This window comes from Enterovibrio qingdaonensis, assembly GCF_028683135.1.
GTDB classification, from domain to species: domain Bacteria; phylum Pseudomonadota; class Gammaproteobacteria; order Enterobacterales; family Vibrionaceae; genus Enterovibrio; species Enterovibrio qingdaonensis.
In genome coordinates this window covers 50,918-69,411 of record NZ_JAJUBB010000009.1, presented here as the reverse complement: position 1 = coordinate 69,411, position 18,494 = coordinate 50,918, and the positions used below count along the sequence as shown (strand labels likewise).

Here is an 18,494-nt window from a genome sequence, read left to right as displayed (position 1 = left end):
ATGGCTGCAATCGCTAAGCCATTTGTGCCCTGGCGAGGCAGCAAGTATTTTTGTCCCTGGGAGCTTAGTAGGCTAAGTGACTAGGGCAAAAATATGCAGTAAACGACGCCAGGGTGCAAAGGGCGACGCGATTTACTCGCCGCCAACCTTCATTGATTCAATAAGCACCGATCCCATCTGGATCTGACTACGGTATTCCGTGTCTGCACCTACTGCGACGATTTGCTTATACATTTCTGCAAGATTACCAGCAATGGTGAATTCGCTAACTGGGTATTTGATTTCGCCGTTTTCTACCCAGAAACCGGCTGCACCACGTGAGTAGTCGCCTGTGACGATATTCACGCCTTGTCCCATTAGCTCTGTAACCAGAACACCAGTTCCCAGCTCTTTTAGCATTTGCTCGAAAGATTGGCCGGTATTGCCTACAAACCAGTTATGAATTCCACCAGCATGTCCTGTTGGCTGCATACCCAGTTTACGCGCGGCATAGCTGGTTGCTAAGTAAGTCTGCAAAACACCGTCTTTGATGATATCAAGATCTTTGGTGACCACGCCTTCGCTATCAAAGGGAGCACTTGCCATGCCTTTTAGAAGGTGTGGACGCTCATAAACAGAGAACCACTCAGGCAAAATCTGATCACCTAGCTTGTCTAGCAAAAAGGATGACTTGCGATACAAGTTAGAGCCGCTGATCCCCATCACCAAATGACCAAGTAGGCCTGTCGCGACATCTGCAGCAAACATGACCGGTACTTGGCAGGTTTTCATGCGCTGCGGTTCGATACGCATAATGGTGCGCTTCGCCGCTTCAATACCAACTTGTTCTGGTGTCCAAAGCTCTTTCTTATCACGGGCTACGGTGTAGCTGTAGTCACGCTCCATGCCTTTGCTGTCTTCGGCAATCACACTACAACTGATGCTGTGACGACTAGATGCGTAACTTCCCAGCATGCCATGGCTGTTTCCGTATACCCTGACACCGTAGTGGCTGTCGTAGCTTGCACCATCACTAAATTTAATGCGCTCATCGTATTCCAACGCTGCTCGCTCTGCTGCAATTGCCTTTTCGGCGGCATGGTCAGGCTCTGGCTCATCGGGATAGAACAGATCTAAATCAGGGTAGTCATACGCCATTAGCTCTGCGGGAGCGGGACCGGAAAACGGGTCTTCTGAGGTGTAATTAGCGATATCCAGTGCCGCTTCAACCGTCTCGGCAATCGCTTTCTCTGACAGATCTGACGTTGATGCACTGCCTTTGCGCTGGCCGCGATAAACGGTAATGCCTAGGGCACCATCGCTATTGAATTCAACGCTTTCAACTTCGCACATGCGCGTTGCGACACTAATACCTGTCGTTTTCGTAATCGCGACTTCCGCAGCATCGGCTTTTTTACTTGCCATCTCCAGTGCGCGCTTGACTGCGACTTCGAGCTCGGCACGCTGCTGAGCAACTTGTTGTTTCACGTCCATAAACTCATCACATCATGTATGTTGATTCTAAGCATACCACTCTCATCACGCCGCTGACGTAAAAAACTCAGGCAAACACGATATTTGCTGGGAGAAATCCCCCCTTTTGATAGGCGGCGCATATGTTCACTTGAAATCGCATCGCATGTGCTTGGATCGCGCACTATTTCGTGATCTTTCGATTTCGGTATACACTACGCCGTTAAAGTAAGCGATAACCTCGGGATAGAATATGGGCCGCAAGAACAAAAGAGAGCCTTGGGAAGAGGAAGAAGAAATCATCTGGGTTAGCCGATCCGAGATGAAGCGTGACATGGAAGCACTGCAAAAGCTGGGTGAAGAGCTGGTTGCTCTTAAACCGGGTGTTTTGGCTAAGTTTCCTCTGGACGAAAGTCTTCACGACGCAATCATTGATGCACAGCGCTTTGAAAAAGAAGCCCGTCGCCGTCAGCTTCAGCTGATTGGCAAGATGATGCGATCTCGCGATCCAGAGCCAATTCAAGCGGCACTTGACCTGTTAAATAACAAACACAGTCAACAGTCCATTGAGTTGAAAAAAATCGAGAAAATGCGTGATCGTGTTGTTGCTGATGGCGACAAGGCTATCAACGACGTTGTTGCTGCACATCCTAGTGCCGATCGCCAAAAGCTGCGCCAACTGGCGCGCCAGGCGAAAAAAGAGCTAGAAAGCAACAAGCCGCCTAAAGCATCTCGCGAAATTTTCCAGATTCTGAAAGCCCTTAAAGCAGAAGACGCGGAATAAAAAAAGCCGGAACTGAGTTCCGGCTTTTTTGTGTTTATCTGGCAGCTTATCGCTTTACTACTCGGTACCACCAACGGTCATCGCATCCAGTTTAAGTGTTGGCTGACCCACACCTACCGCGACGCTCTGACCTGCTTTACCACAAACACCAACGCCACGATCTAGCTTCAGATCGTTACCCACCATTGAAACTTGCTGCATGGCTTCGATACCACTTCCGATAAGCGTTGCGCCTTTCACTGGCGTCGTCACTTTACCGTTTTCAATCAGGTACGCTTCACTGGTTGAAAACACAAATTTCCCAGAGGTAATGTCTACCTGACCGCCACCAAAGTTTGGCGCATACAGGCCATACTCAACACTGCTGATGATATCTTCCGGCGTACTTTCACCGGCCAACATATAGGTGTTAGTCATACGTGGCATTGGCAAGTGCGCATAAGATTCACGACGGCCATTACCCGTTGGCGCAACACCCATAAGGTGTGCATTGTGCTTGTCTTGCATGTAGCCTTTTAAGATACCGTTCTCAATGAGTACGTTATATTGGCCAGGCACACCTTCATCATCGATATTTAACGAGCCGCGGCGATCTTGCAGCGTACCGTCATCCACAATGGTACAAAGTGGTGAGGTCACTTGCTCACCTAGCTGGCCAGTAAACACGGAAGATTCTTTTCGGTTAAAGTCACCTTCAAGCCCATGCCCTACTGCTTCATGCAGCAATACTCCCGGCCAACCCGCTCCTAATACTACGGGCATGGTGCCCGCTGGAGCCCCTTTCGCGTGAAGGTTCACTAACGCTTGGCGAACCGCTTCATCGGCATAATGCATGGCCACGGTTTTACCGTCTTCGTCAGAAACAAAATACTCATAGCCAAAGCGGCCACCGCCACCTGCCGCACCGCGTTCACGCTTGCCATCTTTCTCAACAAGCACGCTCACAGACAAGCGCACCAGTGGGCGGACATCCGCTGCATATGTGCCATCAGTCGCAGCGATTAATACCTGCTCGTAAACACCACTTATGCTCGCAGATACTTCTTGGATCAATGGCTCTTTCGCACGGATATACGCATCAACTTCTTGCAATAGGGCGATTTTTTCCTGCTTAGACATGCTATGTAGCGGATCAGTCGCCTGATAAATCATTGGGTACGCGGAGGTAGAGAACGCAGAAACCTTGAGCTTGCCACCTTTATCCGCGATACCACGCGCCGCGGTGGCACTTTGCATCAATGCCTCAGCATTGATTTGATCAGAATATGCAAAGCCAGTTTTCTCGCCCGTGATCGCACGAACACCAACACCGCGGTCAATATTAAATGAGCCATCCTTGATGATGCTGTCTTCCAAGACAAGCGACTCGTGCCAGCATGACTGGAAATACACATCACCGTAATCGATATTTCTTGCCGCCAAATGCTCCAGCGTTTGGCTAATTTGACTTTTGCTGATCCCAGATAGGTGCAGCATCGTTTCTTCGACGTGTTCCAGACTCATGAATAAACTGCTCTTTAGCACTGAAAATAGATAGCCCCGCAACGAATAACGTGGCAGGGTCATTGATGATTTGAGACTGCGCTATTTCATCGCGCATTGCAACCTAGCATGTTGCAATACAGGCATTTTGCTGCGTATCGCACTGTTAGTTGCAAGGTCAATGTCGGCCCACGCGGTACCGATATGGTCGTTTAGCGTGCAAGCTACTTGACCCCACGGGTCGATAATCATCGAATGCCCATAGGTTTCGCGTCCACCCTCATGTGCGCCACACTGTGCTGATGCCAACACCCAGCACTGCGTTTCAATAGCACGAGCACGAAGCAGCACTTCCCAGTGCGCACTGCCCGTCACCTTGGTAAAGGCAGCAGGGACAACAATAATATCCGCTCCGCGTTGACGCAAAGCTGCATACAGTTGCGGAAAACGAATGTCATAGCAGATAGACAAGCCCAAAGTACCAAATGGTGTATCCACCAAGGCCATGTTCTCGCCCGCTTTGAAGGTATCAGACTCGCGATAGCTGCGGTGGTTATCAGCGATATCCACATCGAACATGTGCAACTTTTCATAAGAGGCGCGCAAGTTGCCCGCTGCGTCATAAACCAAGCACGTAGTGCTGAGCGTTCCGTCATTATTGCGGATAGGAAAAGATCCGATCACTAGCCAGATGCCGAGTTCAAACGCGAGCTGAGAAAGCTTCTTTTGGAGCGGGCCATGCCCAAGATCTTCCGCGTATCTTTCGTAATCTTCCTTTTTCCCGAATACCAATGTGTTTTCAGGTGTGACAACAAGACGTGCACCTTGTGCACGTAATTGCTTTAACTGTCCTTCAAGTACATCGAGGTTGTCTTCCGCGATTGCACCTGAATTCATTTGTACGACACCAAATTTTGTCATTGTGGTTTGCTCCCTTGCTGTTCGGTCCGCAGACGCTCGGTAGCCTGCTCAGGTAACGTCACCTCTCCTGTTATACGTGAGAGTTCCCTGACAACGGGATCATCAATCGCCCCGGTTACCTGATACCTGACTTGGGTAAACGCATCTACAACTGGCGAAATCACCGTGGTGACAGCGAGTACATAGAGTGCGGTTTGTGGCGTAACAGCAAAAGCGGTGAACACAGGAATGCCAGATGTTAAATCCGGGACAAAGCGGACATCAGCATTTACCTGATTTTCCACCAAATTTGCTATCCCTTTAATAAACATATCACCTGCCAGCGCATTCATCTGAATATTATCAGTGACGACGACCCCGTTCGTGATTGCTGCACTTCCACTTATCTCATCAAAAGCAAGACCGTCTTCAAATACCCCAGTGAAATCAAGCTGCATTTTTCTCAAAATCGAATCAAGACTAAACAAGCCGAGCAAACGTCCTGCGCCGCCAACACCACTGACATAACCATCTTTCAGCTTGGTATCAACGCTACCATTTAACGTCGCAAGGTTGATCGACCAAGGCGTACCGTTAAAATTAAGGTCAGCCTTCGTCATAAATTTCGCATCTTGAATCCCGCCTGAGACAGCAAAGCGTCCCATCAAGTCGCTGCTGTTGTTCCCTTGAATATCGAATTTAATCCGACTCTCGTTCAACCCTTTTTCTGTAATCGCCCACTTTCCGTTCGCCGTAAATCGCGTATCACCGCTACCTATCGACATTTTTGAAAGCGTCAATGTGTTGTTTGATTTAAGTAATTGGGCTTCGACTCGCCCTAAACGGTATCCCTGAACCCACAATTCATTAATCACGAGATCGGTCGACGGGATATTCGCCATTACACCTTTGTCTGCCTTGCTGGCAAAGCTGGTGTCTCGCGTTGGTTCCACATCACCGTCCGCATCGTCTTCAAGATCGACGTTAAGGAAAAGGTGTTCGATAGAAACTGTAAGCCGCTTGTGTCCATCCCACCAAGCATCACCGGCCAGCTCTTCACTTCCCACCAAGATATGGAAACCGTCGCTCTTCTGTCTCGCTGCCATAGAGAAGTTATTAAAGGTCAGCTCACCAGCGAGCATTTTCTTGGCTTTCACATTAACGCGAGATGGCTCTGGGACAATGACAGGAAACGGTTTGTCGTGTTTGCTATCAGCTTCTAACAGCCGATCGATAACGCCTTTCCAAGCAGCCATATCCAGTGTTGATACATCAATACTGACGGCGTTACCCAGCAACGGGTGCAACGAAAGCTCTCCCTCTCCCACAACCAAACGGCTGCGAAGCACTTCAGGCAACTCTCCTTGAATATCGACATCCGCTTGATACTTCACATTTGGCAATGTGACCTGACCGACCAAACGCTCACCATTTCCTGATGCCCTCAAGGTGCCTTTGCTTTTCTGTAAAACCAGATTATCGAGCGGTGCAGGCAGGTGAACGCGCATGTTCGCCAAATCGGCGTCCAACTTAACGTCATAGGTAAAGCCGATGTCTTTGAGTGCGATTCCCACGTCCAAATCCCATCGAGATTCACCTTCCACCAAATCTAAGTCTGAAAGGTCAAGTGCCGCTTTCAACTTATCAGCCTGCCAGTTACCTTTGATATCAATATCAACCAGATAATTGTCAGACTCCGTCTCCCCGTTGAAACCCACACTGATAGGCTGCTCTAAAACAACCGCATCAAAGCCCTTTGACCACACAATGTCGTTGTGAAATTCAATGGTGCCACCCACCTTGTTCAAGGTCATTTCAGGGCTCACAATCGAAACGACATTGTCTTTTAAGCGCACGGATCCTTTCGCGTCGACATCATCACCATTAAGCGGAATATTGAGGTCAATACTGCCCGTGACTTTGCCGTCGACCTGAACATGCGTTAATGCCGCCCCTACAGAGTCAACAAGCGGCGTCGCCAGCATGTACTCATGCAGCTCATCACCTGTTGCCTGAATATCAGCGTTAATAAGCAGTTTTGAGTAATCTTCGCTGAATGAAGGTATTTGCCCTTTCACATTATATCCACGCGCTTTCATCAAGCGGACGTTGGAGGCATCCAAGAACATTGAATCATTCTGGAAAAGTAGATCTAAGCGAAGATCGGTCAGTGTCGGCCACTGTGTGTCGAAACTAAACTGACCATTTTTCAGAGGGACATACGCTTGGAATACACCTTCATTTTTCAGGTAAGGGAACGTATCAAAGTCGCCAAACCAGACCAATTTGGCATGTTCAGCTTGCCCGCCACGAATCGCAGAGGAAAGGTAATCCGTCAGTTCAAAGCCAAGTGCCAATGTCGGTAAATACCGCCACGTTTCGCCTGCGTCGTTCGCGTTGGCTTCCGCATAGAATGCCAGCCATGGCTCACCATCATGAGGAAGGTCCAATCGGAACTCACCGATGACATTGATATGCGGCGCAGCGACAGCTACATGATCCGACCAAATCACGGTACGTGTATCGTTGTAGTCCCAGTAAATCGAGACATCACCGCGTTTGATATTCAGCGGTGCTTGGAAGAAATTTCCATAAGGCAAGATGTCATCTTTCATCGATAACACGGCCTTACCTTGGGTGCCCACACCCAAAATCTGCGCATTTAACTTGTGAACTTCAGGCAGGTAGGTCCAATGGTTAAACGCTAAATGGCGAACAGATGCCGAGTAAGCAACCTCTTCTCCTTGTTTTTTCGCAACACGAAGATCACGCACAGTGCCTGCAGGTGCTAATTGTTGGAGTGCATTTTCTACACCATCCGGCAGTGCCACTATTTCTGTCAACGGTGTCAGAAGCTTGATGTCCAGCTCATCGACATTCAATTTCCAGTCATCACCCGTAACACTCAGCTTTACATGCGGTTCAGGCCAGTGCTTTTCACCGGTTTTAATGGCAAAACCGTTAGTAGCAAGGTGCCATTCGTCTTTGCTGTCACGCGTAAGAAACACCTGTCCTTGAGGGATGGATACGCTTCGTGTCCGCCCTTGAGATTCAATCGCTGCAGATTTAGGTCCCCACGCAACGGCGGTATCAGAGATATTAAGCAGGGCTTTTCTCGGTAAACCTTGTTCTACCGTCAGCCAAGCTTCTCCCCCCACTGTCGCGCTAAAAAGCTTAAACTCGGGGTTAACGTAGCTGCTCACCCACTCTTGGAGAGAGACGTCATCCGCCTTGACATAAAATTCACCATCAAGAGACGTTAAACCGCGACTTTCGGTAAATACACCTCGTATATCGACTTGGCTAAGCGACGTACCTTCAACACTTACAACACCTTGAACATGATGTTGACCAGCCTGGTTATCCCAAATCAGCGACTCAATAGCGATCGTTTTTCGTTCGTCAGACGCTGACATCACCACCAGCTTGGCATCATGAACAGAGAAGTGACCCAAGCCGACTAAAAACAGTTGCTCCAACTGTTTCTTAAGCCCGGTTTCTTCCTTGTCGTTTCGAGCAGGTAGTTGCGTTAAATCAAGACGCAAACCATCAATGCTGACGTTTGAGAATGTCGGCTCCCACGTGGTTAACGTACGCCAGAGATCGATCTGAATATCGATGCTGTCAGCCGTTAATACCGTGTGATGACGAGACGCTGTCGACAACGACAAGTCGTGAAGTGTTAAGGAAGGAACCAGATTACGCCAGTGGCCTTTGAATGAGCCAAAGTCTACAGAGAAACCGCTGACCTCATTCGCCCACTTTTGCATGGGAGCTTTGGCCGTATCTAAGTTAGGCAGTAACAGGCGCATTGCGCCTGTTACAACTGCAGTAAGCAATAACAGGCTTACCAGCGTCCATTTAATAATTGTCGCTACTCGACGCGTAAATCTCACTATCAACAGCAGCTACTCATTACATCATGACAACGTCGAACTGCTCTTGCGTGTAGAGCGGCTCAACATGCACTTTCACTTGCTTGCCGATAAACACTTCAAGCTCTGCAACAGCATGAGACTCTTCGCCTTCCAGAGCCTCACCAACCGCAGGCGATGCGTATACCACAAACTTGTCGGCATCATAGGCGCGGTTAACTCGGGTGATTTCACGCAGAATTTCGTAGCACACGGTCTCAATGGTTTTCACCGTACCTCGGCCTTCACAACTTGGGCATTGACCACAAAGCACATGCTCGATGCTCTCTCTGGTGCGCTTGCGCGTCATTTCTACCAGACCTAACTGCGTGAAGCCGTTGATGTTGGTCTTAACGCGATCGCGCGCCAACGCCAATTCTAGAGACTGAATAACACGCTGGCGGTGCTCATCTGCACTCATATCTATAAAGTCGATAATGATAATGCCGCCAAGGTTACGCAGGCGAAGCTGGCGAGCAATAGCGCGTGTCGCTTCGATGTTGGTATTGAAAATCGTTTCTTCGAGGTTACGACGGCCAACGAATGCCCCCGTGTTGATATCGATCGTCGTCATCGCCTCAGTTTGGTCGATGATGAGATAACCACCTGATTTCAATTCCACTTTACGATCCAATGAACGCTGAATTTCGTTCTCGGTGTCGTACATATCAAAAATCGGCTGCTCACCCGTGTAGAGCTCAATGCGGTCGCTTAACTCTGGCACGAACTCTTCGGTAAATTCGCGCAGTGCTTCCATTCCGGTTCTTGAATCAATACGAATGATATTGAGCTCTGTACCCACAAAATCACGCAGAATGCGCTGCGCCAAACCCAATTCACCATAGAGCATGGACTTTGATGGGCGCTTAGAGCGGCGCTCAATCACCTTATTCCAAAGGCGTTTAAGAAACGCGGCATCATGTGCCATCTCTTCATCCGACGCGCCTTCCGCCGCCGTACGGATAATAAACCCGCCTAAGTCATCGCAATAATCACCCACAATTTTCTTCAGACGATCACGCTCCTTTTCGCTTTCAATACGCTGAGACACCCCAACATGAGATGCCCCCGGCATAAAGACCAAATAGCGTGATGGCAACGTAATATCTGTCGTTAGGCGCGCACCTTTGGTACCCAGAGGATCCTTAACAACTTGAACGACGATATCTTGGCCTTGGCGAACGAGCTCGGAAATATCACGAACTTGGAACTGCTGTTTTTCGTTTTCCGCCACACACTCAGTGTGCGGAACGATATCAGACGCATGCAAAAATGCGGCTTTGTCCAAGCCGATATCAACAAACGCCGCTTGCATACCCGGTAGGACTCGGCTGACCTTACCTTTGTAAATATTGCCCACGATCCCACGTTTGGCTTCTCGTTCAATGTGCACTTCTTGAAGGTTTCCACCTTCAATCATGGCGACGCGCGTTTCCGTCGGCGTTACATTAATTAGCAACTCTGTATTCATAGGTTTTCACCGCTTAATTTTTTAAATTCGTTAAACAGAGCGTCTGTTTCATAAAGAGGTAAGCCAACCACAGCATGGTAACTACCTTCAATGCGAGTAACGAAACGGCCTCCGAGACCTTGGATAGCGTAGCTTCCGGCCTTGTCACAAGGTTCACCGCTTTCCCAATAAGCATCTATCTCGTCTAAAGACAGCGACTTAAACCATACATCTGTTGTGACAAGCGTCGTCAGGGATTGGTTCCTGTCAGCCAGTGTAACTGCGGTCATTACCTGATGTTGGCGTCCGGACAATAGCGAAAGCATTTGACGGGAATGTTCAATGTTTTCTGGTTTTTCCATGACCTGTCCATCGCAAACAACGATGGTGTCAGAGCCCAGAACGGGAAGAGATTGTGGTGCGACTTGTACACCTGCCATGGCCTTATCAAAGGACAAACGGCGGACATAGTCCACCGCTTCTTCTTGAGCTTGGCGTTGTTCTTCAACATCGACGCGCAATACGTCGAAACGAAGGTTCAATTGTTCAAGCAGTGCCTTCCTGCGGGGAGAGGCAGATGCGAGATAAAGTTGAAGATCTGCCATTGGCTCACCACTTTATTTAATCGAAAACTGACGACGAACCCGTCGTAACAGCAAAAATAACCAAGGCCACAGTAAGAAGTTAAGCACACCGGACCAAAGAAGTGTCGGGTCAAACTTCACATCTGAGACTAAATATTCCGCCCAAAACTCGAGGACTTTACCGGCAAGTGTCAGCAAGGACAGGATTGCCGCCTGCTGCCACAGTGACATATTGCGCAGCATTTGGAAGTTTAATGCCACAATATACACCACCACAGACATCATCAGTCCGCGTACACCCAGCGTCGATCCCAGCATCAAATCCCACAACAAGCCCAGTACCAGTGCGGTACCGACATTGACGCGGTGAGGAAGTGCTAACACCCAGTAAAATGCGACAAGCAAAACCCATGATGGCCTAAATGGCGCAAGTTCCCCTGGCCAAGGTGCCGCCTGCAATATAAGAGCGACAATAAATGACAGCCAAATAAGTGCGTGGCCACGCAAAGTTGAATTAGCCATCCGTCTTCTCTTGTTGTTCTACAGGTGCTTCACTTGCCGGCGTCGCTTTCGATGGTACTTCCGCCTTAGGAGCGTCAGTCTCAATCGCGTCTGGTGCCGGTGCTTCGTGTTTATCAACGTTAGTCGGCCAAACCAGCAACAGATAACGTAAACGGTCAAACTGCACTTCTGGTTTCGCATCTACTTGTGCAAACGGACGCTTGTTATCAAATGAAAATGACGTGACCTTGGCAACGGGATACCCTTCAGGAAAAACGCCCCCTAGTCCAGACGTCACCAACATATCACCGGGCTCTATGTCCGCACTGCTTGGAATATTTTCTAATTGAATATTATCGGTTTGACCACGCCCTGCGGCGATCACGCGCACATCATTTCTGACCACCTGTACAGGGATTGCATGTGTCGGGTCGGTGATCAATAAAACGCGACTGTTGTGTGCACCAACGTAAGAAACTTGTCCCACGATCCCGCGTTCATTAATCACGGGTTGACCTTCATAAACGCCGTTTGTTCGGCCTTTATCGATCATGACTTGGTGTTTGTAAGGATCGGAATCCACCGCCATCACTTCCGCCACCATTTTGCGTTCATCGCGCACAAATGGGGAGCCCAGCAATTCTCTCAAGCGCTGATTTTCCTGTTCCATTTGGTCAAACAACAATTGGCCTGAGCGAAGCGTTAACACTTCTTCTTTCAGTTTGGCGTTATCGATAAGAAGTTGCTGATGTGACGTGAATTGTCGGAACAGGTTGTCCAACATGTCTCGCGGTACGTTCGATGCGTATTGCAACGGTGCGACCACAGAGTTCAGCAGATAGCGGAAGTTTGTAAATGCACCAAGACGGCTATCAGCCAGCATTAAGCTGGCTGATACCAAAAGAGCAAACAACAGGCGTAATTGTAGAGATGGCCCACGGCCAAATATTGGTTTCATTCAGTTACAACCTGTAAATGGGTGAGTTGGCACCCCACTGTTAATGGCGAGTGCCAAGACACCTTGCAAGAAGATATTAATCTTCGCTGAACAGATCGCCACCATGCATGTCGATCATTTCCAACGCTTTACCACCACCACGTGCAACACACGTCAGCGGCTCTTCTGCAACAACAACTGGAATGCCTGTTTCTTCAGTCAGCAGACGGTCCAAATCACGCAACAGTGCACCACCGCCGGTCAGAACCATACCACGCTCAGAAATGTCTGACGCCAACTCTGGCGGACATTGCTCAAGGGCAACCATGACTGCTGACACGATACCTGTCAGCGGCTCTTGCAGCGCTTCCAGGATTTCATTTGAATTCAGCGTAAAGCTACGTGGTACACCTTCTGCCAGGTTACGGCCACGTACTTCAATTTCACGTACTTCATCACCTGGGTATGCAGAACCGATTTCGTGCTTGATACGCTCAGCCGTTGCTTCACCAATCAGGCTGCCGTAGTTACGGCGCACGTAGTTGATGATGGACTCGTCAAAACGGTCACCACCGATACGCACAGATGAAGAGTAAACCACGCCGTTCAGCGAGATAACCGCAACTTCTGTGGTACCACCACCGATATCAACCACCATTGAACCGGTTGCTTCTGATACAGGCAGACCCGCACCGATTGCTGCGGCCATTGGCTCATCAATCAAATACACTTCACGTGCACCTGCACCAAGTGCAGATTCACGAATTGCACGACGCTCTACTTGCGTAGAACCGCAAGGAACTGCAACCAGAACACGTGGGCTTGGACGCATAAAACTGTGGTCGTGAACGGTTTTGATAAAGTGCTGCAGCATTTTTTCAGTCACGTAGAAGTCAGCGATAACGCCGTCTTTCATTGGACGAATGGCAGCAATGTTACCTGGCGTACGGCCCAGCATTTGTTTTGCTTCATGACCGACTGCCGCAACGCTTTTTGGTGAGCCTGCACGATCTTGACGAATTGCGACAACAGACGGTTCGTCCAGAACGATCCCTTGCCCTTTAACATAGATAAGAGTGTTTGCTGTTCCTAGATCGATGGAAAGATCGTTAGAGAACATGCCACGAAGTTTCTTGAACATAGTCTTCGGTTAATCCTGCAAGCTATAAAATTCTTCAAATTCCGCTAAATGTACCAACGCAGACGGGGCGCGGCAAGGTGATGATCTACAAACCTGAATGAGATCAGTCTTTTTTTTCATTCCCCTGTCAAAGTGATGCTTTTTTCACCTTTATAGATAACTCGATCACTTCCTCGGTAATGCCCGTACGTTACCAAGCCAGAGGTTTTTTTCTGTTCGGTGGCACTTTCCCACCCATATTGCAGCCACGGTTGTTCGGTAAAACCGACAATTGGGGTTTCACCAACCTCACACCCCGAAGCCAAACACTGCCAAAAACGGAACTGCTCTCGAAATGGCGTTACCGTATTGCCCTGCTGGGGAACAACGTTGAAATTGTATACCCCCTTGACAACAGGCTCTGCGCCTTCCGCGGTTGTGCCATTTTGCCACTGTATCTGGGTTTCAATATTGTGGCTGTTATTGACCAATTGATCTCTGAGGCTACCTGCAAGATGAACAATCGATGCATTGTCTCTCGTATTCGTCTCAAAATGGCTGCCGTTCCAGTATTCGACGATAACAGGAAGCGTTTGTTCCCCAGAAAAGTCCTGCGTTTCGGTAAATCCGCCAATTCGCATCCTACCGAAGAAATATGGGCCTTCGGCAATTTGTGCGCCATCTGCACCACCAGAAGGGCTTTTCACTGATTTTGAGCAGCCCAAATCTGATTCGTTGCCGCAAAGTTCAAATTGTGTGTTGTCTCTATCAGTCACCGAAACTCCCACCGCAAAACGAAGCGGCTCAAAAGGCCCGTCTTCAGTATTTGCTTTGCGAATTGTCATATTCCCGGAGACTTTCACTTCGCTCACTCCGCCCGCGCCCGCCGCCCATTGCGTGTTGCTAAGGCGAGCACCATCCCAACGTGCGCTTAAATCGGGACCGTCATAGGGATAGTCGCCCCCTGAATCAATCACCCAGTCTTTAAAGGCGGCCTTGTCTGTCGCGCCTTGGTAGAGGTGATAGTTTTTGACGGGCTTGTCATTGATGTCCATGGCGTGAATGGTGAACTCGCCAGTAAAGGGTTGGCCAAGATAGGTAAAACCATTGCCACCGTCATCGTAGGCGGCCTCAACACCGCGCGTGAAATTTGACGCGACGTCAAAGTGGGAGGGATAGAAACGGCCGATTTCGCGTTGCCCAGGGTTCACCCTCATGTCAAGGTATTTTGATGCCAACTGGGACTGCAATTTGAAGGTTCCAACATCGCTGACTTTTAACGTGGTAAATGGATATAAGCCACTGCTATTAGAGTTTGTGTTGTTTGTTTTTGCGAAACCATCAAGGATTGCATCGGTACCTGACGTAGGTGCGACAATTCGCGCCACGCTATCAAACATAACCTCCGCTGCTGGCGCATCTACCACTTTAAAACTCTGTGTTATGGGACGACTGCAATATGAATCGTCTAGCGTAACGACGCCATCATTTCTGTCACCGCTTTTCCATATAATAGGTTTTAGAGAAGCCGAAAAAAATTCTCCCACTTTGCTTAAACGACCACTGTCTACGTCTGGATTTTGCGAGCCTGAAATTTTACAGATTGCCATGGTATATGGACGAACATTCAAGATGGCATCACCTCGAAGCTTTTCTGATTGAGCTATGATTTCTGATTTGTGAAGTGCGTCTGTCTCATCACCATTTTTTGCCATCGAGACTTCCTCAACAGGAATACTAATAGCACCTGAATCAGCATATCTCACCGTCACCGCATTGTTGGCTCGTCCATCAACAAACTTGATATCCAGTGTTTGCTCGCCAATCTTACCGTTGATTGTGGGCTTTTTGGGTGCATTACCACCCATATACAAAGGCTGTAGATAGGATACATCACCAAACTTAAGCTTTTTATTACCGTCATAATCAGGTATCGGAGTAGGGTCACAATCGCCATAGACAGCTTCAATGGACAGTTTTTCGGGTTTTCCTGCCACCATTTTTAGTGGCGATGGGGAGAAGCGATAGCCACCAGCATGGAAAGTGTAGTTACCTTCCTCCGAGATAAGTTCACCCGTGTCGCTCGAGTTAAACGTTGCTTCAGCATTGACGGTCCCAATTGCTTTGTTTTGAAGCCAAAGCTTCTTACTGCCATTCAGCAATTTGACCGTTTTTTGAGGGCCCGCAGAACAAGCACCGTATTCACTGGTTGCCCAGCAGGCTGTATCTATATAGTTGGTCGCTTCAACCGTTAAATCACCAGAAATATCTGTTTGTTGTTCACCTTTATCGTTAGTTACCTTAAAAGTAATTGGAATTCGGGAGCAGGTATTGGTTTTTGCCTGTAACGGTTCTATCTGTAATTCGTAGTTGTAATATTCTCCCGTGTAGAAAATTTTTGCATTGTCGTTCATGTGGATCTGTCTTGCTGTCACAGAGCCATGTAACTCAGCATGAGCTTGGAAGAAAACCAAACCTGACGAATATATATACGCTTTAGAATCTGTTGGGTAGTTTATAGAGAAAGTCTCAACAACATCATCAATATCCAGTTTTTGGCTGTGATGATAGAAGATCAAATCTCTTGGTTTACCCTCAGCATTGATACTTGTTGCCCCATACGAGGAAAACTTATTAACGTGAATTTCTACTTTACCGTTAATGAGCAGCTTTGATCCGCTACTCATCGTGAAAGTATCGAAATAATAAACACCTTCAGATATTGTTAGTGTTCCCTTCCAACCCACTTTGTATTCTTGATAGCGGTTATCCGATGGCCCCAAGGTACATATATTCTCCGAACCACAGTCTTTGATTTTAGAGCCGTAATCCGAGGCTTTTAAATAGTCCAAATTGAGGTTTAGTGCACGAAAGTTAGGATCGTGATTACAAGCAAATAACATTCGCCCATCGGAACAATACTGCCCAAATCCATCTGATTGAAAATCAAACGTTTCAAATCCAATTCTAATGTCTCTATTGCCGTACCACTCAACAAAGCCACTATTGGATCGAAAATCAAAAAGTGTTTGCGTCATACCTTCTGGCGATTGCGCTGGACCAGGAAATAGCGTTGCAGACATTACAAAGAAAGAAGGAAAAACAAACATCAATATAATTATTCTAATCACGGAGCGATCCCCCTAGCCCAGCTTTCCTGAACGCGTACAACTTTGTGACTGCCACTCCCGCATTCTCCGCGGCTTTCAATGCGATATTGCACAGACGGAGCGGTTCCTAGCGTTTCGCATGTAACCTTAGCCGAACACCCTAATAACCCCTTCGAGGTAAAAGGGATAACCGCGTTTGCCGTTTCACACGCGCCTGCACTCGGAAGATTTGGATTCTTTTCTAAAGGAAATAGCCGCACCATGGCGTACTCTGTACCACTGTTAGCTGCAAACCATGCGCGTGTGCCAAGCACTTCACGTGTAGTGGTGTCTTTTTGCGACCAATTGATCTGCATTAACGCGGCACCAAGGGCTGCCATTGCAGTCATCGCAAACACGGCAATAACAAGCATGCTACCGCGCTGGGCATGAAATGAAGGATGATGGTTATGGCGCATTCATCACCTGAATTAGCTGATTGTAAACGGAGGTTTCGCCAGCCTGACCAAAGCGATAATGCACGCTTAACAGGTTCGAGCGATAGAGTGACTCAGTGTCTAACGTAAAAGCACTGCCATCGAGCAGCCCTTCCGCTAATACCGCGGCATCTTCACTGCCTTCTTGACGCATTAAGGCACCGCTTGTGATATCAAAACAAAAACTGACGGAATCTTTATAGATATAGAAACGTTTAGACGGGCTTTCTGCTGGCCACTCTTTGGATGTATCTCGTGCAAGTGTCAGCTCATTACCTGCTGCATTGACAGAGGAAATGGCATAGCTTTGCACACTGCCATTATTGAGGTCACTGGATTTCATTGGCAGAAATGCAATGCGATATCCACCGCCATTTATTGCATCAATCCAGTTTGTCCTTGTCTTAGACATGGTGATGGAAAGGGTGGCATTGTTTGGTAAGCGTTCGCTGTAAAAACCCGTGTATTGGGTAGGTGTGTAACGCACGCAGCGATCGTTATTTGATATAAGCAAACTACCCGGTACAGCGTGGCGAATTTCGCGCCCTAAACGCTCCACCACAAATCGCGCCTGAGACTGCAGTGCTTCGCGATTTTTGGCTTCCACATAACCTTGAGCACCAGACTCCAGAAAGCCAGAGATGCCAATGGAAACAATCGCCAGAATCGTCAAGGTAACAATGATTTCAATCAGGGTGAATCCACGTTGACGAGACATCAGAAGTTGCCTCTATACGCAGAAAAATCATAACTGCCGAAGCTGCCCGTATTCACGGTTAAATCAACACGCTTGTAGAGATAATCATTGTTAGTGGCGTCAGTAAACGTGCTGGTGTCATACACCACATTAATATCCACACTAAATCCGAGAAAATCGGACGCGAGCCCGCCGACAAGGCCGTCTAAGGTGCCACGATAATCTTGCGTGCACGCAGCTTTTACGCCCCAGCAGCCGATATAGTCTTCCACGGCGACGAAGTTATTATGTGAAACACCCGCGAGATTGCGTGAGCACTGGGGTATCGGGTCGGGCGACAAAATATTGTTGTTTCGCACCGCGGCGGCATTTTCATCACAACGCCATCGGCTTCCGTTCGGATCGGAATGCTTATCAAACTGCCTGGCAAGCACGTCTGTCATCACAGCCTGTCCCAGCGCAGCGGCACGTGCTTCGTAATGCGGGTCAGCCGATTTCGCGAACATGGGAAACAAGGTGGTGCTCATTAACACCAAAGCCACACCGAATACGACAATACCGATGACAAGTTCCACCAGCGTATAGCCACGCTGATAGTAATAATTCTGATGAGATTGCTCAGCGACAGGCATAGAAATAGCCCTCGCTGTTGGCGCAGATACTGGCTGAAGCATTGCCTTGAGAAAAGGTAATTTTGCATGTATTTGCTGTGCAGGTTGGCCTACCCAGCAAATCAAAAGAAATTATGGCAGGGCCGGCTACTTTTACTTCTGAGCTTGATAAATCAACCACATCACTGCGGTTATCTTCTTCTCCCAATGGGCAGGAATCAGAAGCGACACTGCCGCCCAAGCGGGTGGCAGTGACGTTTAGGGCAAAACAAGCATTAGAGGGTGTCTCTTGCTGCATGGCCCTGAGTTGGACTTGCCTGACAACAGACAAGCCCGTATCCCGCGCACTGGTTACTGAAAAGGATTCAGCTCCCGACAGGCGCGGTGCGGCAAACACACTAATGATACCGAGGATCACCAAAACGGTGATCAGCTCGATTAAAGTGAAGCCATTTACTCTAAAATTCACTGCAAAT

The 18,494-nt window shown here is 48.4% G+C and carries 15 protein-coding genes; 1 reads left to right on the top strand and 14 read right to left on the bottom strand.

The window, feature by feature from the left end; genetic code table 11:
* Window positions 1–132 precede the first annotated feature (132 nt).
* Window positions 133–1,473, bottom strand: coding sequence for a metalloprotease PmbA (gene pmbA / locus LRP49_RS13660; RefSeq protein WP_274142862.1), 1,341 nt, complete (start codon window positions 1,471–1,473; stop codon window positions 133–135).
* A gap of 232 nt (window positions 1,474–1,705) precedes the next feature.
* On the opposite strand from pmbA, the gene yjgA reads away from it, so the two are divergent.
* Window positions 1,706–2,236 carry a ribosome biogenesis factor YjgA gene (yjgA, locus tag LRP49_RS13655; protein ID WP_274142861.1) on the top strand — a complete coding sequence of 177 codons (531 nt, stop codon included), beginning with the start codon at window positions 1,706–1,708 and terminating at the stop codon, window positions 2,234–2,236.
* Window positions 2,237–2,293: 57 nt separating this feature from the next.
* Here the strand turns inward: yjgA and tldD are convergent, their stop codons facing one another.
* The 13 genes from tldD to LRP49_RS13590 all read right to left on the bottom strand — a co-directional run bounded on the left by tldD (window position 2,294) and on the right by LRP49_RS13590 (window position 18,487).
* Window positions 2,294–3,739, bottom strand: coding sequence for a metalloprotease TldD (tldD, locus tag LRP49_RS13650; RefSeq protein WP_274142860.1), 1,446 nt, complete (start codon window positions 3,737–3,739; stop codon window positions 2,294–2,296).
* An 81-nt stretch (window positions 3,740–3,820) separates the two neighbouring features.
* On the bottom strand, window positions 3,821–4,639 hold the full coding sequence (locus LRP49_RS13645) for a carbon-nitrogen hydrolase family protein (protein ID WP_274142859.1): 819 nt from the start codon (window positions 4,637–4,639) through the stop codon (window positions 3,821–3,823).
* Complete coding sequence (locus LRP49_RS13640; protein ID WP_274142983.1) at window positions 4,636–8,514, bottom strand: YhdP family protein; 3,879 nt, start codon at window positions 8,512–8,514, stop codon at window positions 4,636–4,638. The genes LRP49_RS13645 and LRP49_RS13640 overlap by 4 nt, the downstream gene beginning before the upstream one ends.
* 19 nt (window positions 8,515–8,533) lie before the next feature.
* The gene (rng, locus tag LRP49_RS13635) at window positions 8,534–10,003 is read right to left on the bottom strand and encodes a ribonuclease G (protein WP_274142858.1); all 1,470 of its coding nucleotides are present in this window, start codon (window positions 10,001–10,003) and stop codon (window positions 8,534–8,536) included.
* Entirely contained in the window at window positions 10,000–10,587 is a 588-nt protein-coding gene (locus LRP49_RS13630; protein ID WP_274142857.1) for a Maf family protein, read from the bottom strand. Before LRP49_RS13630 ends, rng begins: the two co-directional genes overlap by 4 nt.
* A gap of 12 nt (window positions 10,588–10,599) precedes the next feature.
* Entirely contained in the window at window positions 10,600–11,088 is a 489-nt protein-coding gene (gene mreD / locus LRP49_RS13625; protein WP_274142856.1) for a rod shape-determining protein MreD, read from the bottom strand.
* Window positions 11,081–12,025 (bottom strand): rod shape-determining protein MreC, encoded by a 945-nt coding sequence (mreC, locus tag LRP49_RS13620; protein WP_274142855.1) that lies wholly within the window; start codon window positions 12,023–12,025, stop codon window positions 11,081–11,083. The genes mreD and mreC overlap by 8 nt, the downstream gene beginning before the upstream one ends.
* A 76-nt stretch (window positions 12,026–12,101) precedes the next feature.
* Window positions 12,102–13,145 (bottom strand): rod shape-determining protein MreB, encoded by a 1,044-nt coding sequence (mreB, locus tag LRP49_RS13615; protein ID WP_002537278.1) that lies wholly within the window; start codon window positions 13,143–13,145, stop codon window positions 12,102–12,104.
* Between the two features lie 116 nt (window positions 13,146–13,261).
* Window positions 13,262–16,255, bottom strand: coding sequence for a DUF6701 domain-containing protein (locus LRP49_RS13610; RefSeq protein ID WP_274142854.1), 2,994 nt, complete (start codon window positions 16,253–16,255; stop codon window positions 13,262–13,264).
* On the bottom strand, window positions 16,252–16,692 hold the full coding sequence (locus tag LRP49_RS13605; RefSeq protein WP_274142853.1) for an MSHA biogenesis protein MshP: 441 nt from the start codon (window positions 16,690–16,692) through the stop codon (window positions 16,252–16,254). Before LRP49_RS13605 ends, LRP49_RS13610 begins: the two co-directional genes overlap by 4 nt.
* On the bottom strand, window positions 16,682–17,428 hold the full coding sequence (locus LRP49_RS13600) for a PilW family protein (protein WP_274142852.1): 747 nt from the start codon (window positions 17,426–17,428) through the stop codon (window positions 16,682–16,684). The genes LRP49_RS13605 and LRP49_RS13600 overlap by 11 nt, the downstream gene beginning before the upstream one ends.
* A complete protein-coding gene (locus LRP49_RS13595; protein WP_274142851.1) occupies window positions 17,428–18,081 on the bottom strand; it encodes a type IV pilus modification PilV family protein in 654 nt (217 codons plus the stop codon). The genes LRP49_RS13600 and LRP49_RS13595 overlap by 1 nt, the downstream gene beginning before the upstream one ends.
* On the bottom strand, window positions 18,026–18,487 hold the full coding sequence (locus tag LRP49_RS13590; protein ID WP_274142850.1) for a type II secretion system protein: 462 nt from the start codon (window positions 18,485–18,487) through the stop codon (window positions 18,026–18,028). The genes LRP49_RS13595 and LRP49_RS13590 overlap by 56 nt, the downstream gene beginning before the upstream one ends.
* Between the last annotated feature and the right edge of the window lie 7 nt (window positions 18,488–18,494).